Origin of the sequence: Dyadobacter tibetensis Y620-1 (assembly GCF_000566685.1) — a bacterium.
Classification (GTDB): domain Bacteria; phylum Bacteroidota; class Bacteroidia; order Cytophagales; family Spirosomataceae; genus Dyadobacter; species Dyadobacter tibetensis.
Genome location: NZ_AZQN01000001.1, coordinates 810929 through 834442, shown reverse-complemented (window position 1 = coordinate 834442; position 23514 = coordinate 810929). Strand labels below are relative to the sequence as shown.

Sequence of the window (23514 nt, the reverse complement as noted above, 5' to 3'; positions counted from 1 at the left end):
GGGTTTGTCACGGTGAAAATATTGATCAATAAAAAGGGCGCTAGCCCTGCTTTCTTGGTCGGAGCTCCTGGATGCTTGGAAGGTCTGTTTTTTCTACTAAGATTTTAGGGCTAACGCCCCAGTCTAATCCTGTATGTGTTTTTCACGGTGAAAATATTGACCAATAAAGGTGGTGCTCGCCCCGTTTTCTTGGTCGGAGCTCCTGGATGCTTGGAAGGTCTGTTTTTTCTACTAAGATTTTAGGGCTAACGCCGCAGTCTTCATTTGTATGGGATTGTCACGGTATAAATATTGATCAATAAAGGGGGCGCTAGCCCAGTTTTCATGGTAGGAAAAAAGGGGAGAGATTATTTAAGGGGCGTTAGCCCCGCTTTCTTGGTAGAAAAAAGGGGAAAGAGATTATTTAGGGGCGCTAGCCCTGTTTTCTTCATCGGAAAGGGGGCGATAGGGGCTCGTCATGGGGCGTAAGGCCGTGATATTGTATGTGCCTATTGTTAACTAAGATGTCAGAGCTACGCTCCTGGATGCTTTGAAGGTCTGGTTTTTCTACTAAGATTTTAGGGCTAACGCCGCAGTCTTCATTTGTATGGGATTGTCACGGTATAAATATTGATCAATAAAGGGGGCGCTAGCCCAGTTTTCATGGTAGGAAAAAAGGGGAGAGATTATTTAAGGGGCGTTAGCCCCGCTTTCTTGGTAGAAAAAAGGGGAAAGAGATTATTTAAGGGGCGCTAGCCCTGTTTTCTTCATCAGAAAGGGGGCGATAGGGGTTCGTCATGGGGCGTAAGGCCGTGATATTGTATGTGCCTATTGTTAACTAAGATGTCAGAGCTACGCTCTTGGATGCTTTGAAGGCCTGGTTTTTCTACTAAGATTATAGGGCTAACGCCCCAGTCTTATCTTTTATGGGTTTGTCACGGTGAAAATATTGATCAATAAAGGGGGCACTCGCCCTGATATCTTCATCGGAAAAAAGGGGCAACGTTTCTCTGAAATGTAATTGCGGCGAAATGTGTGGGGTTCATTCGCTGCAGGCCGAGCAGTTCGGCTCCCCGATGAGCTTCCCGTTTTTGTTTAATTCAAATTTGCAACAGGCGGCAAATTGATCTTTGAGGGTGGACTTCGCTCGGCGGATACGCGCCTTTAGATTGGCCAAACTGATCTCCAACTCCTCGGCAGCCTCCGCCTGCGACCTACCATCTATATAAACCAACCTCATCGGTGCCGCATATATTTCTGGAAGTTGATCCAAAAATTTATCAAAACAACAGAGGGGAGTCTCCTCAACTTCCGTTGAGATAGGGAGCTCTTCCGGTAACAAAATTGTAGTTCTGGATTTGAAATGATCGTAAACTTCATTCCGGGCAATTTGAAATACCCAACTCTGAAGCTTATTCTGGTCCTTTAACTGCCCGATTTTTTGATGAATCTTTATGAAGGTGGCCTGCAAGATATCCTCAGCGACCTCCTGCTGCTTTACCATTTTCAGAACAAAAGCATAAAGCCTTAAATGATATTGTTTCCAAATCTCCTCTGTATTCATAGTCTGTAAGTTAATAAATGATTGGCTTTTTCGGAAGCCAATCATTTGATTCTTTAGCAGCAGTCGCATTGATCACAATTGCAACGCTCGCAGGGGCACACTTTTTCAGCACAATTTACACATTGGCACTGATCACATTTGCACTCTTTACATTGACAAGTATTCATAGTTATCATTTTTTTTGGTTCATTGGATAGACTGGAGTCATAATAAAAGGATACAAATTTTCTGAAAATATTATCACAAAGAGTTTACACAATCATTCAATCGCCCGAAACGAATCTTAATGAAACTATGAGTGGTTAAATTTTCTGCTTATTTATGCCTGCATCATATCGTTTTCCCTTGATTCTTTGAGGCTATTGGAGTAGTTATTTCTCTTTTATATTCCTGTCATCCTGAACTACTCCTCCAAGCTAGGTAAGGGCTTGAATCCGCCTACACACTACTTCCCTCAATAATTCCTATTTTTGCATTCACACTAGGGCAGGCATTCCGGGAAGAATTAACGCATATTTTGATGGAGTAACCGGATTTCAAGAGATATTACGGGGCTTAGGGCTGGAATACAGTTGGAAAGTGAATTTTAAAATTATTTATATCTAAATAAATGTACACAAGAAAAATTATCCTTGGTATCTTCCTAATGACGAGCCCTATTCTTTTTAGTGCTTGTCGGACTGGAAAACAAACGAGTCCTGCCACAACCAACTCGAAAGCTTCGGCCGACAAACCTTATTTAATATTGATTTCTCTCGATGGTTTTCGGTGGGATTATGTGAACCAATACAAGCCTCCATTCTTAAGTGAGTTTATCAGAAACGGGGTGCAGGCAGAGTCTTTAATTCCTGCTTTTCCATCAAAAACGTTTCCTAATCATTATACCATCGCAACGGGTCTTTATCCAGAGAATCATGGTATAATAGGCAATACTTTTTACGATTATCAGAAGGAAGTGGTCTATAAGATTAGTAACCGAGCAATGGTTGAAGATGGCAGCTTCTACGGGGGAACACCCATTTGGGTATTGGCTGACAAGGCTAAAATGGTGACGGCGAGTTACTTTTTTGTAGGATCCGAAGCCAAAATTCAGGGGATTAAACCCACTTATACCTATACTTATGACGGGAATGTAAAAAATGAAGTCCGGGTAGCACAGGCTCTGAAGTGGTTGACTTTACCTCAGAAATCTAGACCCCATCTGATTACTTTGTACTTTTCTGATATGGATGATTTTGGTCACCGTTTCGGACCAGATAATGAAAAGGAAATAAAGGCGGCTTTATTTGAATTAGATAAAAACTTAGGCGAGCTCTTTCAAGGGGTAAGGGATTTGAAACTTCCAGTAAATATTATGATCGTCTCGGATCATGGAATGTCTACTGTTAAAACTGAGCACTTAATTGCATCCGAGTCCATTCAGAATGAAAGCTTATATACCTTAATGGACAATGGATCTTTGATAAATGTTCATCCTAAGGATGGTATTTCCCTTGACACCGTTTTCACTTACTTGAAAAAGCGGGAAAATCATTTTAAAGTTTATAGAACAGAAAATACACCGGGATTTGAATATACTCCTATGAGCAAAAATTGGGGAAGTCTACAGGTGCTGCCGGATATAGGCTATTATTTTAGCTCTAAACAAGGGATAGATAGCAAAATCCGAAATGGAATCGGTGAGTTTGGTGTGCACGGGTATGATCCAAATTTTAAGGATATGCATGGGATATTTTATGCTCAGGGACCTGCTTTTAAACAAGGCTATATCAGTCCCTCGGTAAAGAATATTCACCTGTATCCATTAATGTGCCGAATTTTAGGTTTGAGTATCCCAAAGCCTATTGATGGCAACCTTAATGAGTTGAAAGATATGTTAAAGTCCGGTAAATAAACATTAATTTGCAGTATATCCGTCATCATGTTCTCGCAAGGTTGACCGACCGCCTCCTTAATTTCTTCAGATTACTGATCCAATTAATATTGAGGGATGCGCTACTGGTTTGCACGGCATAATAGAGAGAAGTGTTGCTGTTAATCCCAATCTTTGATTAAAAAAAGCAAAAGACAGATAAGACTATGAAATATATTTTGTTCCGCGGAGTGCTCGGGCTCATCATCCTGCTTGTATTGATGACCATAGGTGGTGCCTTGTTTATGTATACGAGCCCAGAGTTTGGGCAAAGTCCCGAGGGGGAGGATCTGGAACGAATGCGGAAGTCCCGGCATTATGCTGACAATAAGTTTCGCAACATTGTGGATACCAGCACCGGAGACGTATGGGAAGCCCTGAAAAGTATGCCAACGATGATGTTTGGAGAGAAAGTAGGGCCGGTCCGTCCTTTGCCTACCGCCTTTGAGAAGGACGCACATAGTACTACGGATTCCGACACCTCAGTATATATAACTTGGTATGGGCATTCTGCTTTTCTGATTGAACTTGCTGGAAAGAGAATTCTGATAGACCCCATGTTAGGGGACGTGGCGGCTCCAGTACCATTCGGTACGCGTCGATTTGCCTATCAAAACCCGATTCCATTAGAGGAGCTTAACGGTATCGATCTGATCATTATTTCTCATGACCATTACGATCATTTAGACTATCCTACCATTGCCAAGTTAAAGGATAGGGTAGGCCATTTTATAACACCCTTAGGAGTGGGTTCACATTTGAAAGCCTGGGGGATCGCTGCTGAAAATATTACTGAGTTAGATTGGTGGGAAAATACGAATCGGGAAGGAATTAGCTTTACGGCATGTCCTTCGCGCCATTTTTCTGGTCGGGGTTTTTCTGATCGTGATGCTACCCAATGGGCAAGTTGGGTTCTTAGTACCGATTCTCGTAAGCTTTATTTTAGTGGGGATGGTGGGTACGGTAAGCATTTCTCAGAAATTGCAGATCGGTTCGGAACCTTCGACTTTGCCATGCTGGAATGCGGCCAATATAACAAAGCCTGGAGTGAAATTCATATGATGCCTGAAGAAACGGTGCAAGCAGGGCTGGACCTGCATACCGCTTTAGCCATGCCTATCCATTGGGGTGCTTTCCGTCTCGCTCCCCATGCCTGGACGGATCCTATTACCCGGTTCTCAAAATCGGCAGACCAGAAAGGGTTGTCTTATATTGTTCCCATTATCGGGCAACGTTTTGAACTTGGAAAAGACTATCCCAGAAGCCAGTGGTGGTTGGAAGCCATGTAAATTAATAGCTTATCTAAATACTTTGTTAATCCTGATATCATGAAGGGGTATCACTCTCTATTCATTCAGACCGTTTATATTTCTTTTTCCCTGCGGGGGGGGATGGTACGTCCTGGGCGTACTGGAGACTTGGTTTAAGCAGCAACAGACGGCTATTAACAATTGCTATAATTGACCAAATAATAAGATTACCTTTTATATCTAATGGAATAGTGATTATTTCGGGCCTGAAATGAAATTTCAATTCAGATCGATAAATCTTTGAGCTATGTGATTGCTGACACCAAGGCTGGCAGTATATGAAAACAATTGAGAGCATTCAGGCCCTGAGAGGCATTGCCGCCATGGCGGTGCTTTTCTTTCATTTTAAAAATCTGTTGATTACAGATACTCAATTAAAAAAGGCTTTAGATCTTTTGTTTAATAATGGATTTGTAGGTGTTGATCTCTTTTTCATTATTAGTGGCTTCTTAATGGTGCTCATTACCCGAAAATTAAAGAAGAAGGAGACAGGTGGCGGGGGGCTTAGAGTGGCTCTTGTTTTTTTGAAGAGGAGAGTGATGAGAATCTGGCCCGTTTATGTCATTGCCACCATCGTGCATGTATTACTAACCTATCGTTTCCAACTTACGAAGGAGGTATCGATTGCGATGTTAAAAAGTATATTTTACCTACCCCTGGACAGTACTACTCCTCCCTTTTACGGGTATGCCAGTTTACCTGTAGGATGGACACTGAATTACGAGTTTTATTTTTACTTCTTTATCTCCTTTTCGCTGATATTTCGGAAATTTCGGTGGTGGATTTTGGCTGCCATCCATGGGGGTTTATATCTTTTGGCTCCATTTTGGGATTCGATAAGCCTACTTTTCACGAGTGGTTTAACCACCTTGATAGAACCCTTTATCTTATTTCCTTCGACCCCTATCTATATTAATTTTTTGCTTGGGATACTGGCTGGTTTTTCTTACATATATCCAGCTCCTTATCGATTGTTTTGCAAAATATTTCAGCCAATATGGCCTTTCTTGCTTTTATGGGGAGTTTTTGGCTATAAATACATAACTGGATATCATATGGATCATGGACCAATGGCGGTGGGCTGGATCCTTTTTTTGGCCTTTATGAGTACTATTTTCTATTTCGAAACCAAAAATATTAAAATCTGGAGACCTTTACTTTGGCTGGGAGATGTTTCATTTTCCATCTATTTATGGCATCTTACCGTCCAATCGTTCCTGATCAGTTTGCTGCTTCGGGCAGGTCTTACTGATTATTTGTCGCAGGGTATATTTCTGGTGGCTAGTATAATTTGCACCCTCCTCATAGCCTTTTTGTCACACCGCTATTTAGAGAATATTTTTAGAGTGAATAGAGCTAATACCGTGATTGCTCCCTCGGTTTCAATATTATAACTTATTGTTTTCAATCATGTTATAATCTAGGTATCTACTTTGTTGAAGGTCTTTCTGCCATATTTTTTTGATAAATACAGCATATTTTTCTGCAATATACTGATCGGGAAAGTTCAATAAATGCCCTGTTCCTGACTCTATATTAAGTTCGTAGCTTTGTGCATATTTCTTTAGCTCGGTTACAAGCAATTCGCTTCCCATGAGCTCCGGGAATCCTTTACAGCCAAAGAGAGGCCCTGAGTAATTTGGCAATACCGTGTCTTCTGCCTTCTGAAAGAAGATAATAGGTCTGGCATTCGTCCTGCGTAGCTGATGGGGAACAGGCAGGCCATACCCAAGGCTGGTAAGTAATCCTCTGATCTTTATTCGTCGTCCAACCTGCCAAGGATCCAAAGGACCCAGAGATGAAAAAAGGCCAGGTTGTATTTTTTCAAAATCTGATTCGGTTGTATAGGCTAAGGCAGACAAGGTGATAGCGCCAGCGCTGCTACCGGCCAAAAACACCTGGCTGGTATCGATGCCAAGAATTTGACGCCGATCCATGAAGTAGTGAAGAGCAGTATAGCTGTCTTGAACAGCCCGGTAGATCGCCTCGGCAGCGCCTTTGTATTGCCCGCCACAGGGGTTCACCTGACTTCCTCCGTCATACCCGACACGATAATTGATGGTGGCCACAGCATAACCCCTCATGGCCAGGCTCCTGACCTTGTTGGTCTCATTTTCTTTATCGCCAAACAGGAAAGCCCCTTCATGAATCATCATTATAAATGGTCTATGAGAAAGGGTATCGTTGGCTGGAGCCATGAATTTATATTGTAAAGAAATTTTGCGACCCAGGTAGTCTACCGCCTGCCCATAAATACCTTCTTCCACCTTAATTTCTTCCCAAGAATAAAGCTCCTTAGATCCAAATCTGGCAGTGGTTGCAAAGATCTCATCGCTATCGCTGGCGAACGTCGTGTCGAGTGTCAGCTGTAAGCTCGGCTTTAGTGGTGTAGGCTCCCCGGTGGTTGTCGTATCCGTAGGAGGGTTTACTTCTGGCAATACGCTTACAGATTTTGAACATCCTGATTCAAAGAATAAGATTCCTATCCAAAAGAGGAATACATTGGCTCTGACCACGAAACTTAAAGTTTGAAACATTAATTACATTATTTTGCCAGTGCACACAGGACGTAAAATCGTCCTAAATATATGTAGAACCTCATATAAGTAAAAATTCACTCTACGGAACTTCTTTAGGAAATTATTTAAAGGAACAATTAGATGAAAAAAAATACTAGTCTCACTTTATTATTAGCTTTAGTCAGCATTTTTTATTGCAGCCCATCGGCCAGTGGACAGCGATCTCCTATCCGCGTTCTGATCGTTGATGGGCAGAATAATCACGATCAATGGCCTAAGGTGACGGCAATGATGAAATATTTTCTGGAAGACACCAAAAAGTTTAAGGTAGACGTACAACGTAGTCATTATACTTGGAAAGGAGACGAGTGGCTTTCGGCTTATCCTAGTGGTAACAGGGTAGAGACTGTGGCCTTAGCCAAACCAAAGGCCGATTCCAGTTTTCGACCTAAGTTTTCGGACTACGATGTAATCGTGAGTAATTTTGGGTGGAATGCCGCTCCCTGGCCCCTGGAGACCCAAAAGGATTTTGAAAGGTATATGCAGAAGGGTGGAGGACTGGTGGTTATACATGCTGCTAATAACTCATTTCCCGAGTGGATAGCCTATAACCAGATGATTGGGCTAGGTGGTTGGGGAAATCGTACCGAAAAGGACGGACCGTACGTCTATTATGATCAGGAAGGTAAATTGGTGAGAGATAATGAGCCTGGGAATGCAGGATCGCATGGTGCTCAATCCGAATTTCTGATTACTGTCCGCGAGCCTCAGCATCCTATAACCAAAGGAATGCCCAGCCATTGGCTACATAGTAAAGATGAACTCTACGATCGCTTGCGAGGACCTGCTGAAAATATGCAGATACTGGCAACAGCTTTTTCTCCTAAAAGTAATAAGGGTACCGATCGAAACGAACCAATGCTTATGACTTTAAAATATGGAAAGGGACGTGTATTCCATATGGCTATGGGGCATGTTGACTATTCCGTATCCTGCGTAGGTTTTATAACCTGCTTGCAACGTGGAAGTCAGTGGGCTGCCACCGGTAAGGTAGATATCCCTATTCCTACCGATTTTCCTACCGAAAATAAGGTCAGTCAGCGCTCTTTCGATCATAAATAGGAAGATGAGCGTGTCTGGTATATTACTTACCTGGAAAACAATTTCCTTTCATATGGCTCCTATGTTTTGAGCCATATGAAAGGAAATTGTTGCTTTGATTAACAGGAATTAAGCTTTGATAGTCTTTCATTCGAAGCAATGTGATCATTAAAAAAATAAGCTGAGCCCATTATCGACACGTGGAAACCAATAGGGGGTATGGAAGTTACGAGGAGTAATCTTGAACTGAGACATGCAAGACATGCTACATTGGCCATGTTTCTTGTTTGTGGAATTGGTATATCTGCCTGGGCGCCAATGGTACCCTTTGTGAAAGATCGGTTAGGTATGGATGAAGGGGGGATGGGGTTATTGTTATTGTCTATGGGAGCAGGGGCCATAACTTCCATGCCTGTCGCTGGGTGGCTCATTGCTCAATATGGCAGCCGACGCGTTGTTCTGATCGCGGCTATGGTTATGGCATGGTCACTGCCTACTCTTTTGCTAATGGAAGCCCCCCTGAGCATTTCCTGCATGCTTTTCGTTTTTGGTGGGGGCATAGGCAGTATTGATGTGGCCATGAATGCACATGGGGTACAGGTGCAAAATCTGGTCTCGAAACCCGTTATGTCCTCGTTTCATGGCTTTTATAGTGTGGGCGGATTATTAGGGCCAATTTTCGTAGGCTTATTCATTACCTTAGGTCTTTCACCCTTTGTATCGGTTGTTATAATTTCCTTGGTCCTGATTACCATCGTGCTTTTGCGTTATTATTGGTTGTTAGATTATAATACTGAAAAGGCTTCTATCAGTCAATTTAGCCTGCCTTCTCAAGATGCTTATATTGCCAAATCCTCCTATCTCAATCCTTCCGTCATTTTCCTTGGTGGGATGTGTTTTATTGTGTTTTTATCCGAGGGGGCAGTTCTCGACTGGAGTGCCCTGTATTTAAGAGACTACCGGGATGTTCCAGAGGCATACGCAGGACTGGGTTATGCTTGCTTTTCTGTGGCTATGGCTATTATGCGATTGATCGGCGACGGGATCGTATCCCGGACATCATCTCAGAAGATCGTAGTGTGTGGGAGCCTTGCAGCGACACTAGGCTTTGCTATTATAGCTTGGGTACCCTCTAGCCTTGCAGCCTTAACAGGTTTTACTTTAATAGGTCTTGGAGCAGCCAATATTGTTCCCGTATTTTTTAGCGAAGCTGGGCGGCTTCCCAATATTTCAAGTACTGTGGCCCTGCCCGCTATTACCTCCCTAGGCTATGCCGGGCAGCTCGCTGGTCCCGCCCTTTTGGGTGTGCTCGCCAACTGGTATTCGTTGACGGTGGCTTTCGTTTTTGTTGGTTCACTTATTTTAATCGTTGGACTGGCATATGGTCTGAGAAGGGATACAGGGTTGCACAATATCCAATGACTGCCAACTGTCTTATAGTCTGGTAGTCCGATTGCTAACAGGTAGTTGATCAGAATTGATTATCCTTTTAAAAATAGCTTAAATCAATATATTGGAATGAAAAATTCCACTTTAATAAGTTCCCCGCGGGCTCTTCAGGATATTTCTCCATACAGGGCTGGTCATTAGAGGCAAAGTCACTTTCGGGCAGCCACTGGATGTAAATCCAGACCTATGCCCTTTCGTAATCCCTGATGCTTCAGTTGTTAGAAAGGTGCGTTTTGAGCCTAATCGAGTCTAAGAGTTTTTATCTCATCGGTTGGTGTGGGATACCTACACATTAGCTCATTCGTAAATCTGGGCCCAGGGCTGTCAAGGGATTAATATATTAGAGAGCGGTGTATGTGAAACCGGGCTGCTCCATTTAATAATTGCAAGCGGCAGAAGTAAAAAACCTGGCCCGGTGAAGCTGATGGTTAAGTTGCCCGTCGTGTCGGGGGAGGGAGAGGAACCGGGTCTGCGTTCTGTAGTGCAAGGATATTTAGTTTTGCTTGATCCCTCTGGTATGGTTCAGCAAACATCCTAAAAATGCAGTGTGGCTACATTAAATCGACTTACTGGGAAATTGGACGGCAATAGGGAAGCGTGACCTAAGATGGAAATGCCAACAACTTGTGGGAGTCTTGCGGAGGAACTGTAGAATTTATATCCCTATATTCCGGACAGAGAAGGGCTGAGTTTTTTGATGAAAATGTAGAATACTTTATAAATGAAGTCGTTGATCGAACTGGATTGGTATAAAATAAGGCTGGCACAGTTCTAGTAGATTATAAAAAAAATCAAACTTATTATTATGAAAAAATTCATCATATTCGTCATGTCTCTATTTATAGGGATAGGGGCTCAAGCTCAGGAAAACGTTTCCATTGGCCCTATTGCCGGACTTTCAATGGCTTCACTGCGCGGCGATATTAGTGACGTTCAGTGGAATCCGGGATTGACAGTCGGCGCTTTTTACAACTATAGTACAAAAACCAATTTTGGTTTTAGCGGACAAGTGCTGTATACCCAGATGGGAGCACAACGTTTTAACAAAACACAGGAAATCAACCTCAATTATCTTCAGGTGCCTCTGCTGGCAACCTACTTTTTAGGTCGATATGGTCAACGTGTTAGACCCAAGATTTTCGCTGGTCCTAATCTTAATTTTTTGCTGAATGCTAAAAACGAAAACGGCGATAATATCAATGGGGACAGCAACAACCGGGTTTACAATCCATTCGATTTAGGCCTTACTTTTGGAGCAGGTTTCAATTACCGGCTTTCTCAGAAAATATGGCTCAACGTCGATGCCCGCTATGGATTGGGACTCTTGGATATTGCCAAAAACGATGCAGTGAATTTAAAAAATCATCAATGGGGCATTCATGCCGGTGTAAGCTTTCCTTTAGGAACGTATAATAGCAATACAGGACGGCTAAGATAAAACCGACTCTTTATTCATAATTAATAACAAAAAGGCCGATTTGGAAACAAGTCGGCCTTTTTGCGTCGATATGACCATCCTTTCTAAGGGTACTATGTCCTTATTCCTTATAGTATTTTTAAAAATGTGCGACCGTGTATTGGATTCCAAAGCAGAAATCGCAGATACACTGCAATCAGCTCGCTGATTTATTTCCCGAACTATTGGCAGGTAACTGCGGGTAGATGGGGCGAAGGACCGGAAATACAGCGCAACCTGCCTGATAAATTCTTGAATATAAAAATATTTATATTTTATATTTTGATTAAGTGATTTGCTTAATACGATTTAGCGATACGATTTAAAAGATTGAAGGAGGAGGGCTTTGGTAAATTTCGGCGAATCATTGTATAAATATTTTAATAATGCCTGGTGATATATATAATATCTTTAAATTTTACTCCAACTTAAAATATAATTTGTTTTGATTGCTATTTTATATTTCTTAAACTTGCCCTATGAACGTTCTCTATTCAATGGGGTAGGCAGGCATACAATACTTTGTTTGTCTTTTTTAATTCTCACGAATGGGTTCGTACACACATCCAAAAATCAGTAAGTGTTTCTTGAAACTATATACTGAATATTCCTAACATCCATACCTAAACATTTAACCACCATTATGTATTATGCGAACTTTTAGAAAAGAAATGACCAGGGTGCAGAAGCACCCTGGAGCACTCAGGCGCTCATTGGCCCTGGTGCTGGGTCTATCAGCATTAGGTCCGGTCATGAGTGACAATCTTGCTCAAGCTGCTACAGTGCATATGCGAAAAATGATAGTCGACCGGAAGATCTCCGGTACGGTTACCGACGAAAACGGGGAGACTATGCCAGGTGTAACCGTACTTGTAAAGGGAACCAATACAGGGACCACTACGGATATATCAGGAGCCTTCCAGTTAAACATTCCGGAGGGGCAGGCCGTAAATCCTACCCTGGTTTTCAGTTTTATTGGTTATGAACAACAAGAAATCGCTATTGGCGCACAGAATCAGCTGACAGTAAGCCTTAAATCTTCGGTGAGCGTATTGGAGCAAGTCGTGGTTGTGGGTTACTCCTCCAAGAAAGTAAAATACCTATCCAGCTCGGTAGCGGTGATAGATAATAAAAAGCTAAGAGACGTTACCTCCAATGAGCTTCCAAACTTGCTCCAGGGAAAGGCTCCCGGGGTGGTGGTTTCCTCCGGTTCGGGTGATCCGACCAGCCCAGCTCGGATTCTGATCAGGGGTGCCGGGACTATTTCCGCCGGAACGAGCCCACTTGTGGTAGTGGATGGTAATATTGGTGGTACCTATAACCCTGCGGATATTGAGAATGTTACAGTTCTAAAAGATGTGGCGGCAACGGGTCTTTACGGATCACGGGCGGCCAACGGGGTAATTATCGTGACTACAAAACTTGGGCAGGCAGGTAAAACCAAATTTACGTTTAATAACACCATCGGTTTTGGTAAGGCTACTACTGGTAACTTCAAATTGATGAATTCTCAGCAGTTATACGATTATCAGAGTACCTTCAGAACGCTTGATCCAAGTCTGACTGCCGTCAATACGAACTGGTGGGACGAGGGTTTCCGGACGGGAATGGTTAACAACCATAACCTATCTGCATCGGGAGGAAATGATAAAACCACTTTTTATATCTCGGGAAATTATTACAAGGAGCAGGGTACGCTGGTCGAAAACGATAAAACAGGTTACAACTTTCGTACTAATTTACAGTCACAGCTTACCAAAAAGCTGCAGGCTAAGGTTTTGATCAATGGTACATTTACAAAGGATAATTATGCGAATAGTAATACGCTTTATGATGCCTATAATAACATGCCCTGGGATCCGGCTTACGATGCCGATGGAGCCCCGATAGATGGTCGAAGCTACGCGGGCTGGCAGGGTCGTGACCGGGAAAATTTCTTACATTCCATTCAGTATAACTATTCAAAAGCAAAAAGTTTGAATATCAACACCGATATTAATCTAGATTATAGCCTGACCGACAAACTGACCTTGTCATCTTATAACAGGGTATTTTTCGGAAACGGAGAGTCGGCAAGTTATAATGATAAGCGTACCAAACAGGGAGGCGCAAATGGGGGAGAGCTCTATAATGGCTCTACCTACACCAATCGGCTCTTAACGTCTAATCGTATTCGTTACGATGAAGAGTTTGGTTTGCATAGCCTGAGTTTACTCGGAGTCGCAGAGGCTGAAAGGACTTATAATAGTAGTGCGAGCTCCTCTGGGAAGGGGTTGCCTCCTGGCCGAGATGTAATGTCAGTAGCTACGGCTGTTTTAAGTAACCCTACCGGAGAATACGATCAGGTGGCTTTTCGAAAATATTTAGCTACCGCCGACTACAATTTTGACAACCGCTACTTCCTAACAGGATCTTTTGTTAACGAATTTTCATCCTTATTCGGAAAAAACAATGCAACAGCGAACTTTTACCAATTAGGAGCCTCCTGGATCCTGAGTAATGAGGCATTTTTAAAAGGAAACAAAGCGTTGACATTTGCCAAAATAAGAGCCAGTAATGGTACGGTAGGAAATGCAGATGGCATTAGCAATTTCGCCTCATTGGGACTATATAGTATCTCTCAGTCTGCCAGTTACGGTGGTCTTCCGGGAGCCGCTCCGGCACAGAAAGGAAATCCTGATCTAACCTGGGAGAAAATTCGCTCTTCCAATATAGGGTTTGACCTTAGCTTCTTTAATCGAATTGATCTGGTGGTGGATGCTTACGTAAAGGAGGCTAGTGAATTGCTTTACCGCAAACCATTGGCGGCCACTACAGGGTATAGCTATGTGTGGGTCAATGCGGGTTCGGTACGAAATAAGGGTTTGGAATTTAGCCTTACCTCCACTAATATAAAACGAAAAGATTTTACCTGGGAGACCAATCTTAATCTGGCCCTGAATCGGAACAAGGTGATAAGCCTTAGCGACGGAGCTACTGTCTTTAATAGCGGGGCAAGTCAACCCATTGCATTAGGACACGATATGGACGAATGGAATATGCCAGTTTGGGCGGGTGTTAACCCGGACAACGGTGATCCTCAATGGGAAAAGCTAAGTAAGGATGCAGAAGGAAATATTACCAAAACGCTTACTAACAAGTATTCTGAAGTTCAGACTGCCGATTCTCGCCAGTTCACCGGGAAGTCTGCGGCTCCTAAATTCACAGGTGGATTGTCTAATACCCTTTCTTATAAAGGTTTTACTTTATCGGCATTTTTTAATTTCGTTTATGGGAATTATGTGTATAACGGAAGTCGGTTCTACTTCGATAACGATGGTTTATATGAAAGCTATAATGCTATGGTCTTGGCGGATGGATGGAATCGTTGGGAAAAACCTGGTGACATTGCTACGCACCCCAAACCGATAGTAGGAGGTAATAAAGATTCTAATCAAACTTCTACCCGTTATCTGGAAGATGGAAGCTACATCCGTTTGCGGAATGTACGTTTTGGATATTCCATTCCAGAAAACATTACTCAGAAGATCGGCTTCAATGGTATTTCAGTATTTGTAAGTGGGGACAACTTATGGACTGGAACCAAGTTTTCAGGTCCCGACCCGGAAGTATCCCTTTCCCAGGTGAATTTGAGCTCAGGCGTATCTACCATTCGCTACCCCATTAGCAAGAAGTTCTTGTTTGGTATCAATTTATCATTCTAATTAATCAAGAGCAATGAAATCAAGATCGATATATAAATACATGTTAATAGGTGGTCTGGCCTTTGGCTCGGCTTCCTGTGAGCAATACTTTGAGCCGGCAACTTCTATAGATGAAGAGTCTGCCCTCACCAATGCCGCCGACGTGGAAACGGCTACAATTGGTACCTATGCGGTACTTTTAAATGCCGCATATGTCAGGAGTGTTCACTTTTTAATGGAATTTCCCAGCGATGAAATCGCCCAGGGACAATCCTCCAGTGACGACCTTACTCGAGCCTATCGGTATACGCATATCAATACTTCTACCCATGCTACTAACTTTTGGGGCCAGGCATATAAGGTAATAGCAGCTGCAAATAAGATTATTGCTTACGTACCTGACGATGCTTCTGTTACCCTTAAGCAGCTTAAGGGGGAGAATCTTTATCTACGTGCTATGATGCATTATAATCTGGTGCGTGTCTTTGGTAAGCCATACCCTCAGGGCAGTGGAGCTAATCCAGGAGTTCCTTTACTTCTGGAGGGGCTTTCCGATGAAGAAAAAAATACAATTGCTAGAAGTTCCGTTAAGGAGGTTTATGATTCGGTTATAGCCGATTTACAAAAGGCTGCTGAATTAATGAACGAGCCAAAATCGAATAGTTTTGCTTCTAAAGAAGTTGCGTTGGCATTACTATCCAGGGTGTATCTCTACAAAGAAGACTACGAAAATGCGGTTAAATATGCCAGTTTGGTCATCGATTCGGGTCGTTATTCCCTAACGGAAGGAAATGCCTTTACCGGTTATTTCCAAACAGCTCCGGCAAGTAATCCGGAGACGATCTTTGCGATTCAGCATACTAAAGTTCAGGATCGTGGATTTTCGGCCATAGGTTCCATGTATTTCAGTGGTGATGCCTCTGGAGCACCTCAAGGGCAAGGTGTTAGCGGTTGGGCAGAAATTTATGCCTCGCAGAAACTGGTTGATTTTCTGGCCAAAAACCCCTCCGATTTAAGATCTCGTTTTATAACACCTTATATTAAGGATGGAGCCTTGCAATATAATCAGAAGCTGAATCCAGCTACACCCATGTATTATGTAAACAAATACAATTTGCAGGAGGGAGTAATCAACCTTAGTTCCCCCGTTTATTTACGTCTGGCTGAAATGTATCTGAATAGAGCTGAAGCCAATGCCAAATTAGGTAAAACCGGATTGGCGTTGGAAGATATCAATCGGTTACGTACCAGGGCTGGCTTGAGTGGAGATGCCCTTTATTCTGTTGCGAACCTAGGTTCGAAGTCGGTGCTGGATGTTGTACTTGAGGAGCGCTGGTTGGAATTGGCCTTCGAAGGTCACCGGGCCTATGACTTGTTTAGAAATAACCGAGCGATGGAGCGTAATTATCCTGGGACACATAGTCTGAACAATACCCCAACCACCGATTTATCTCAAAAGGTATTGCCTACTGATCCGCGGACAATCTTTTATATCCCGCAGTCAGAAATTGATCGCAACCCTAATCTAGCACAGAATCCATAAATCGAACTGTATTCTAATGAAAGAGTCGGCTGAAGCACATCAGTCGGCTCTTTGCTATTATAGGGCATCTATTGCTGGCAGAGATATAGCTCGTTGGCCATACTGTTCAATTCGTAAAGAAGGTCTCAAAGATTCTCTCAGTATCAAAATAATTTAATTCGAACTTACTGCATAATGGTGGTCTCTATCATTGAATCTGTTAAATCACAGAAATATCCGGGCTTACCCCAATAAACATGGCATTGGCACCATTTTTATTTCCTGCCGGGCAAAAGGTGGTAAATTTGAATATAAGGCTTAAGCAGTCTTATTTTGTTATTAACGCACTTTATAATACGACGGTATGAAGCAGACGAAAACCAGTGAGAGTAACTTAAAAGAAATTGATCGGTTGTTGCAAATGTATTTGAAGGAGATTGAAGAGTCTAACCTAAAACCTCTATCTGCACAAATGTATCAGACCCAGTCAATAAACTTTGTGAGATGGATCAACGGTGAATTTACTCCAGGTGGACATGCAAAGCGCTCAAAGGAGAATGTTGCAGAGTAATCTTAATTTTCCTCCTTATTTTTAAGCTAAATATTTTGTTTTGAATATCTGGATCCTGCAAAGGATCCTTTTTTATGAATTAATCATGGGAAGACTAATAAATACCTGAGTTTGCTGACCCGGTATACTATTAATCCATATTTTACCCTGGTGGTGTTCAATAACTTCTTTGCAAAAAGCCAGCCCCAGGCCATATGACTTTTCCCCATCTGTTCCCTGCCGGTTAGAATCAGCTACTTTGTCAAAGATGTGCCCAAGCATTTCTGGCGGTATTCCGATCCCGAAATCACGAACTTCAATTTCAATTTGCTCGGTTCTTCTTAGATAAATTTCTATAGCCTGGTGCTGAGAACTAAATTTGATGGCATTTGCAAGAAGATTATTAATTACACGGCTTAATTGTAGGGGTTGCACAGGAGCACTTATCCCCCGGTCCCCGTAGAAATGAAGGGTTTGAGATTTTTTCTGAGCGCTAAATTTTGACTGTTCTACACTATCCCTAATTAATTGTTCCAGGTTTGTAATCTGAAATTCTTCTTGACTATTCGCCTCTGGACCAAGAAGTCCCTCAATCATATTTTGAGATTGAGCATGCGCTTGGGAAGCCATTTGTAATAGTTCGAGAGCGGCAGGATCTGACGACTGGAGGGTCTGAAGTTTATGAATATAATCGCCGATAGTATATGCCGGACCCCGAAGGCCTTTAGCTACCATGATCAGCAAATGATCCATTTGCTGATTTACATGTTTGAGGTCTGCCAGACTACCGGCTAATAACCAGTTCTGAAAGGCCAGGTCCTTGTGTAAAAATTCTAAACGGGTCATGCCTCGGCCACTAATCATAATGCTTCGGATGAACAGGAATGTGATAACTATAACTAATAGGGCGAAAATAGCAATAATGATCAACCCTAATGTCTGATAACGGCTACTTTTAAAGAGAGCCTGATAAATTTTCTGATCTTCAAAATTCCTGAATTCTTCCTGGAAATCGATATGATAGGCACTTCTTCCCGCCAATCGAAGAGACTTATTTTCAGTAATATATTCCGATAAATAGGAGTTGGCCTCAGCATACTCCCCTTCCATACCCTTGATATGGCTGTATTCTAGGAGTGCTTCACGGCGTATGGTAGGGTTTGGGAGTTTGATCAGGGTAGACATGAGGGCGCGATACCATCTCAGCGCTTGAGAAAGATTGCCATTCTTACGATTTAAGCGGACAAGATAAAGGAGCAGTTCCTGCGTATTTTCATACAAGGCATCTTCCGGGATTAAATATTGGTAAGCTCGATTGGCCTTGTAAATTGCCTTATTAATATTCCCCGTCTGCTCATCTTGCTGCGCAGCCTGCTGTAGGAAGACAGATCGTACTCTATTAAAATATTTGACATGCTGCGGAAACTTTTTGGTACCCTGTTCAAAAAGTTTTGATGATAGATTGATATAATACGCCGAGCTATCCTGATTCTTAAGGCGGTCATAGGTAAGCGAAATATTGTTTAATAACTCTTGACGAAGCGCATACTCTGGAAAGTCGTCAGCACAATTGGCAGTGAGATCGAAACTACTTTGAAAGTAGTTTTTGGCAGCCTGGTATAAACCCTGTTTGTAATGTATCATTCCAAGCCGGTACTGATGATGCCCTCTCTTACAGGGATCTTTTACTCGGGGCATTAAAGTTTTGGCTTCAAAATATTTTTTAAAGGCCTTATTATAGCTTCCCACTTCAAAGTGTCGATCTCCCGCTAAGAATAGACTGAGAATTAAAGTAGAGAGTAGCTGCGAATCATCAGGATCTTCTCCTGTTAAGTACTGAATGCTGTCCAGATGGGCAATTTGCATAGATGCATCGTATAATTGCGTATAATAGCCGGCCCCGTAAAATAGATGTCTCTGTATTTTCTCTATTTTATTGGGATGGGGAATGTTGCTATATACGGAGTCGTAATAGTATTTGGCGCTGTCTATATGCCCGATAGTCATATATTCGTAAGCAATTTCCCTTGCATCGTCTAGCTTCTGATTCCTTTGTGCTTGGCTGTCCTGCGAGTCTGAGCAGCCCCCCAACCCCAGTATGGCTGAAAAAATTAAAAACAAGATTCTTATCCGATCAATTGTACAACTGTATTCGCTATCATATAGCATATGTTCTAAAGTAAACTCCTGATTAGTGGTTGAAATATTTCATATATAATACTGCAAGTAATATCAGATAATGAAACTAATATATGTAGGACAATAACGCAATAATATAATGTAAAAGTTTTTTTGCTAAAAATACTTATTAAAAGGTTACATTATCGCACATTATTGGACAATGTGACGTAGAATTTCTTGTATATATCACTTTTGTAAGAATAAATTATATTGGATTTTTCCTCCTTATAGAAACTTGCTGTCTTGCTCCAATGGTACTAAGCATAGACCTGAATTTTGAATCAGTAGAACACTTTCGTAGTTTTGCTTTCCTATTTCTTATCGTAGAATCAATAAAGGTTAAGCTTGATTAGAATTTATTAACTTTCCGAATGCAATAAGAATCCCATGTCATGGGTTAAAAGAGTGAAATTTATTTCCCCTTTTCTAAAGGGGAGTGCAGTACCTTCCGATTACAGTATGATACCCTTAACAACGTTAAAAAAATTATCCATATTCTTTGCTTGGTCAGTGTTTCTCCAATTTTGTCTTGGTATTAATTCAGTGTTTGCCCAGACCGGATATGATTTTCAGAAGCTGGTCGATTTATCGAATAAAATCAATGCCAATCGTCTGAAGATATCTCAGGATACAGCTTGGCATAAAATTCAGTTTGGCGCTAACTTCAATCAGGGCAGTTTCAGTAGCAACTGGACAGGAGGGGGCGTTACCTCGGTAGGAATTGGGACGTTTGTAAATGCACTTTTCGAACGAAAGCATGGAAAAAATGCATGGAGAACAGACTTCCAGTCTCAGTTCGGCTTCGTAAAGAATCAGGGCCAGGAGAGTCGTAAGAATATGGATCGCGTCTTTCTCGACTTTAAATATAGTAGGACATTGAATCCGAAATGGGAAGTCTTTGCCAATGTGAACTTCCAATCACAGTTTGCTCCAGGATATGATTACAAGACGATCGGAGATTCCATTAATATAAAAAAGCGGGTTTCTAACTTACTTTCTCCGGCTTATTTTACTCAATCAATAGGTTTGGAGTACAAACCTGTACCCTATTTTTTCTTAGACTTTGCACCTGGAGCCTTTCGTCAGACCGTAGTAGCCGATCGGGGTTTGTATGTAAACACACCCGATCAGAAAAATTATGGTGTTCCCATCGGCCATAGAATTCGCTATGAACTGGCTCTGATGCAGATCGTAGCGAATTATAACAAGGAAATATTTAAACAGGTCAATTTGAAGTTTCGCTACCAGCTTTATTCCACGATCATGGATCCCTTTAATGCGGATCACCGTTTGGACGCTGCACTGACGGCTAAAGTCAATAAGTTTATTAATGTTAATTTAAGTAGTATCGTGGTCTATGACGACGACCAAAGCGGAGATATTCAATTTGCTCAAGGGCTCAATATTGGTTTCCAGTATTCGTTTTAGTACCAGCCATCCAAAAGGCCACAGAACCCAGTTAGCAATTAGAAGCTGGCTTCTGTGGCCTAAAAGCCGAAAAGGGCAATCTTACTTCTTAAACTTCTTCTTTTTGATCATTTTTCTAAGTTTATCATCGTCTTCCATTCTTCGTTTCTGCATCGTTTCGGTACGGTCCATCTCTTCAGATTCGGCAAATGCTTTCCAGTCGAATTTCTCATCGAAAGGGTCCAGTGCTTTTTGAGGATCGAAAAGCTGAGGGTCAATGGCAACGGCATTATAAGGGGTAAAGTCGGGTGTATTGGTAAACAGGTCCCGCAGATCGCTGGCGGTTGCATCGTACTGATTTAAATATGGAATGCCTAGAATATGCCAGAATGTTTTGAATATACTGCCGAAACTATAATGTTGGTGGCCAACATAATCTCTTTTGGCATAGGGGGAGATGGTCATTAAGATACTACGGTGCGCATCCATATGGTCGACGCCGCCCTGGGGATCGTCTTCTGTTACAACAATTAGCATATTTTTCCAATACGGGGTATGAGACAGGAACTCAACGGTGCGACCCAAGGCCAGATCATTGTCGGCCATATAGCTCTCAGTAAAGGGATAGCCGGCATGGGGACGTTCTCTTGTTCCGTGATCGTTGGGCAGCATCAGAGTAATGACTGAGGGTAATACCTTGTCTTCACCGACCCATTTTTCATTAAACTCATCCATAAATAGGTCGGCTCTGAACTGGTCGGGTATGGCCATATTATAGGTGGGGAATATTCGTGAGGATTTGTCAAACAAAGGGGCGGGAAGTGGGTAATTGGCAAGATAGAGCTCTCCGATATGCTTCATTGTACTATCAGAGTAATTAGCTGCCATTTCCACACCAAATCCAAAATTGAAAAAATCCTTTTTATTTCTTTCCAGGTGTTCCCAGATGGAACCCGCCTCGTTATAATCTTCGGGGTATATGCTTCCCGAGGAGCCGTAGAAAGCGAGATTGCCAGGAGCCATGGAACCTTCCCGCATACTACGTTGCCCACCATAGGCAGCAGTGGTGCCCGTTTCCACCCATTCGTTGGGGTAGGTATTAACCAGCCAGCGATGACCATCTGCCGATACGTCCGAATCACAGTAAAAGTTATCGGAGACACCGAAAGCTCGGGCTAGAGCCGCATGATTGGGCATTACGTCCACTTCTGTTAGGCTGTTGCTTTTGTTTTTGTTGGAGAAACTGCGCTTCAGGCCATAGCGGGCGATGCTAGGGTCACCATTCCCTTTCGGAAGCTGGCCAAAGACCTCGTCATAGGTCCGATTTTCCTTGGAAATAAAAACAATATGTTTGATGGGTGACTCAGATTCACCGGGGTACAGGGGTACAGGATTTGAGGTTTTTGCAGTACTCACATCGGAAAAGCGAAAATTATTATCAATCACCTGCTTGGTGAGCCTGGCAAGCAGGCTGTCGGAAGGTACATCCATTACCGATACCGTGCCCTTCATCAAACTTCCGATATAGCTTCCTTCGGGTCCAAGCTTATGTTCACGCCCTCCATTGGGGCCACTGCCAATACCTTTGGCATTGGTAACTATCAGCTTCTTTCCGTCGGGGCTGGTCTTGACTTTCGAGGGAAACCACCCGCTAGGGATATGTCCCAACACCTTCATCTCTGGAATGGCAATGACGGCGACGGCGTTGATGCCTGCTTCCGCTACATACAAACGTGTTTGGTCAGGAGATGTGGTCAACCCGAAGGGGATAACCCCTCGAAGATTTCCCAATTTGGGTTCTGGATTTAAGAATATGTTTTGAACGACTGTATCCTTTTTTATGTCGATCACTGAAACGCAGTCATTATTACCATTGCTCACGAAAACATAATCGTCGGTGGCTGCAAGTGAATTTGGGCTACTCCCTCCAACGGCAGGAAAATCTTCTACCATCTGTCCTACCAGTATACCCGTTTTTATTTTAGCAGAAATAGTTGGCTGGGAGTCTTTTAGATCATAGCTCCAGACCGAAAATGCCTCAGGAACATTCGGGTCCCCTAAAGCGGGTACACCTTCCGCGGGTATCCCTTCCTTCATTTCCTTTGACCCATAGCGGGAAGAGGGCCATCGATGCGCTGTACCCTTTAGGTTCTCAGGATCTAAATCGGTAAATGGCTTGTATTCAAATACGCCAACGTTCGCTACATATAGTCTACCTTCATCTGGCGATAAGCAGATTCCAAAGGGATACCTGCCGGTGGGGATATTATATCTGATTTTTCTTGATTTGGTGTCTATGACCATCAACCGGAATCCAATCTGATCCACTGCGTACAAGGTAGTTCCGTCTTTGCTCAAGGTCATATCCCCAATATAGCCGTGGCTATAGTCAGTACCATTATCTTTGGCTCCACAGGAGATAGTACCTTTGCTCTCTCCAGAAAGGGGGTCGAACATGAATATTTTATTGGCCTGCCCCCCGGCAACATATACAGTTTGGTTATCCGGGGCGATAGCCAATCCCATAAAACATGCTTCCAGAATACCCTTATCTGTTTTCTGACCCTCGGGTATCTGACGCACTGTGCCCCCCTTTTCGAGGACCTTATCCAAGATGGATATTGAAATCGGACTCGTTCCTGAATTAGCCGTTACAGCAAGTCGGCCGTCGCTGCTGACTGCCAAACCATAGGGGTGTGGCGCGATAATATATTGTGTGCCGTAAGGAGTAAGCAAGCGTCCATTGGGAATGGTACTCACCCCATTCAGGTCCCTGCTGATGTAGGAAGTACCGGCCGGGGAGTCTGCTATCCATTTCTGAGCCCTGGATGCTGTGCTGACCAGGGCGAGGATAAGTAATAGCGTTGATTTTTTCATGTTT

At 42.7% G+C, this 23514-nt stretch carries 14 protein-coding genes; 10 read left to right on the top strand and 4 right to left on the bottom strand.

Features of this window, described 5'->3' with window-relative positions; genetic code table 11:
• Positions 1 to 1021: 1021 nt before the first annotated feature.
• Entirely contained in the window at positions 1022 to 1543 is a 522-nt protein-coding gene (locus X939_RS0103555) for a sigma-70 family RNA polymerase sigma factor (protein ID WP_025761898.1), read from the bottom strand.
• A gap of 610 nt (positions 1544 to 2153) precedes the next feature.
• On the opposite strand from X939_RS0103555, the gene X939_RS0103550 reads away from it, so the two are divergent.
• The 3 genes from X939_RS0103550 (at position 2154) to X939_RS0103540 (ending at position 6159) form a co-directional block, all read left to right on the top strand.
• Complete coding sequence (locus tag X939_RS0103550) at positions 2154 to 3437, top strand: alkaline phosphatase family protein (RefSeq protein WP_025761897.1); 1284 nt, start codon at positions 2154 to 2156, stop codon at positions 3435 to 3437.
• Positions 3438 to 3622: 185 nt separating this feature from the next.
• On the top strand, positions 3623 to 4744 hold the full coding sequence (locus tag X939_RS0103545) for an MBL fold metallo-hydrolase (protein ID WP_025761896.1): 1122 nt from the start codon (positions 3623 to 3625) through the stop codon (positions 4742 to 4744).
• A 299-nt stretch (positions 4745 to 5043) separates the two neighbouring features.
• Positions 5044 to 6159, top strand: coding sequence for an acyltransferase family protein (locus X939_RS0103540; RefSeq protein ID WP_025761895.1), 1116 nt, complete (start codon positions 5044 to 5046; stop codon positions 6157 to 6159).
• Here X939_RS0103540 and X939_RS0103535 read toward each other — a convergent pair.
• A complete protein-coding gene (locus X939_RS0103535; RefSeq protein WP_025761894.1) occupies positions 6154 to 7302 on the bottom strand; it encodes an alpha/beta hydrolase in 1149 nt (382 codons plus the stop codon). The genes X939_RS0103540 and X939_RS0103535 overlap by 6 nt on opposite strands.
• A gap of 123 nt (positions 7303 to 7425) precedes the next feature.
• Here X939_RS0103535 and X939_RS0103530 point away from each other — a divergent pair, with 123 nt between their 5' ends.
• The 6 genes from X939_RS0103530 (at position 7426) to X939_RS0103505 (ending at position 17066) form a co-directional block, all read left to right on the top strand.
• Complete coding sequence (locus X939_RS0103530; protein WP_025761893.1) at positions 7426 to 8406, top strand: ThuA domain-containing protein; 981 nt, start codon at positions 7426 to 7428, stop codon at positions 8404 to 8406.
• A 198-nt stretch (positions 8407 to 8604) separates the two neighbouring features.
• On the top strand, positions 8605 to 9807 hold the full coding sequence (locus X939_RS0103525) for an MFS transporter (RefSeq protein WP_025761892.1): 1203 nt from the start codon (positions 8605 to 8607) through the stop codon (positions 9805 to 9807).
• Between the two features lie 832 nt (positions 9808 to 10639).
• Complete coding sequence (locus tag X939_RS0103520; protein ID WP_025761891.1) at positions 10640 to 11272, top strand: porin family protein; 633 nt, start codon at positions 10640 to 10642, stop codon at positions 11270 to 11272.
• A gap of 668 nt (positions 11273 to 11940) precedes the next feature.
• Positions 11941 to 14994, top strand: coding sequence for a SusC/RagA family TonB-linked outer membrane protein (locus X939_RS0103515; RefSeq protein ID WP_025761890.1), 3054 nt, complete (start codon positions 11941 to 11943; stop codon positions 14992 to 14994).
• A 13-nt stretch (positions 14995 to 15007) separates the two neighbouring features.
• A complete protein-coding gene (locus X939_RS0103510; RefSeq protein ID WP_025761889.1) occupies positions 15008 to 16516 on the top strand; it encodes a RagB/SusD family nutrient uptake outer membrane protein in 1509 nt (502 codons plus the stop codon).
• Positions 16517 to 16859: 343 nt separating this feature from the next.
• Positions 16860 to 17066 carry a hypothetical protein gene (locus X939_RS0103505; RefSeq protein WP_025761888.1) on the top strand — a complete coding sequence of 69 codons (207 nt, stop codon included), beginning with the start codon at positions 16860 to 16862 and terminating at the stop codon, positions 17064 to 17066.
• A 72-nt stretch (positions 17067 to 17138) separates the two neighbouring features.
• Here X939_RS0103505 and X939_RS0103500 read toward each other — a convergent pair whose 3' ends face one another.
• On the bottom strand, positions 17139 to 19166 hold the full coding sequence (locus X939_RS0103500) for a tetratricopeptide repeat-containing sensor histidine kinase (protein WP_025761887.1): 2028 nt from the start codon (positions 19164 to 19166) through the stop codon (positions 17139 to 17141).
• 603 nt (positions 19167 to 19769) lie between these two features.
• On the opposite strand from X939_RS0103500, the gene X939_RS0103495 reads away from it, so the two are divergent.
• Positions 19770 to 20654 (top strand): DUF3078 domain-containing protein, encoded by an 885-nt coding sequence (locus X939_RS0103495; protein ID WP_229235964.1) that lies wholly within the window; start codon positions 19770 to 19772, stop codon positions 20652 to 20654.
• A gap of 81 nt (positions 20655 to 20735) precedes the next feature.
• On the opposite strand, the gene X939_RS0103490 is transcribed toward X939_RS0103495, so the two are convergent.
• Positions 20736 to 23510, bottom strand: coding sequence for a bifunctional YncE family protein/alkaline phosphatase family protein (locus X939_RS0103490; RefSeq protein ID WP_025761885.1), 2775 nt, complete (start codon positions 23508 to 23510; stop codon positions 20736 to 20738).
• Positions 23511 to 23514 lie beyond the last annotated feature (4 nt).

Excerpts from the sequence above, each read along its gene's own strand:
- X939_RS0103535 (WP_025761894.1), bottom strand. The coding sequence starts at position 7,302 with ATGTTTCAAACTTTAAGTTTCGTGGTCAGAGCCAATGTATTCCTCTTT.
- X939_RS0103530 (WP_025761893.1), top strand. The coding sequence starts at position 7,426 with ATGAAAAAAAATACTAGTCTCACTTTATTATTAGCTTTAGTCAGCATT.
- X939_RS0103515 (WP_025761890.1), top strand. The coding sequence starts at position 11,941 with ATGCGAACTTTTAGAAAAGAAATGACCAGGGTGCAGAAGCACCCTGGA.
- X939_RS0103550 (WP_025761897.1), top strand. The coding sequence starts at position 2,154 with ATGTACACAAGAAAAATTATCCTTGGTATCTTCCTAATGACGAGCCCT.
- X939_RS0103520 (WP_025761891.1), top strand. The coding sequence starts at position 10,640 with ATGAAAAAATTCATCATATTCGTCATGTCTCTATTTATAGGGATAGGG.
- X939_RS0103505 (WP_025761888.1), top strand. The coding sequence starts at position 16,860 with ATGAAGCAGACGAAAACCAGTGAGAGTAACTTAAAAGAAATTGATCGG.
- X939_RS0103525 (WP_025761892.1), top strand. The coding sequence starts at position 8,605 with ATGGAAGTTACGAGGAGTAATCTTGAACTGAGACATGCAAGACATGCT.
- X939_RS0103555 (WP_025761898.1), bottom strand. The coding sequence starts at position 1,543 with ATGAATACAGAGGAGATTTGGAAACAATATCATTTAAGGCTTTATGCT.
- X939_RS0103540 (WP_025761895.1), top strand. The coding sequence starts at position 5,044 with ATGAAAACAATTGAGAGCATTCAGGCCCTGAGAGGCATTGCCGCCATG.
- X939_RS0103490 (WP_025761885.1), bottom strand. The coding sequence starts at position 23,510 with ATGAAAAAATCAACGCTATTACTTATCCTCGCCCTGGTCAGCACAGCA.
- X939_RS0103545 (WP_025761896.1), top strand. The coding sequence starts at position 3,623 with ATGAAATATATTTTGTTCCGCGGAGTGCTCGGGCTCATCATCCTGCTT.
- X939_RS0103510 (WP_025761889.1), top strand. The coding sequence starts at position 15,008 with ATGAAATCAAGATCGATATATAAATACATGTTAATAGGTGGTCTGGCC.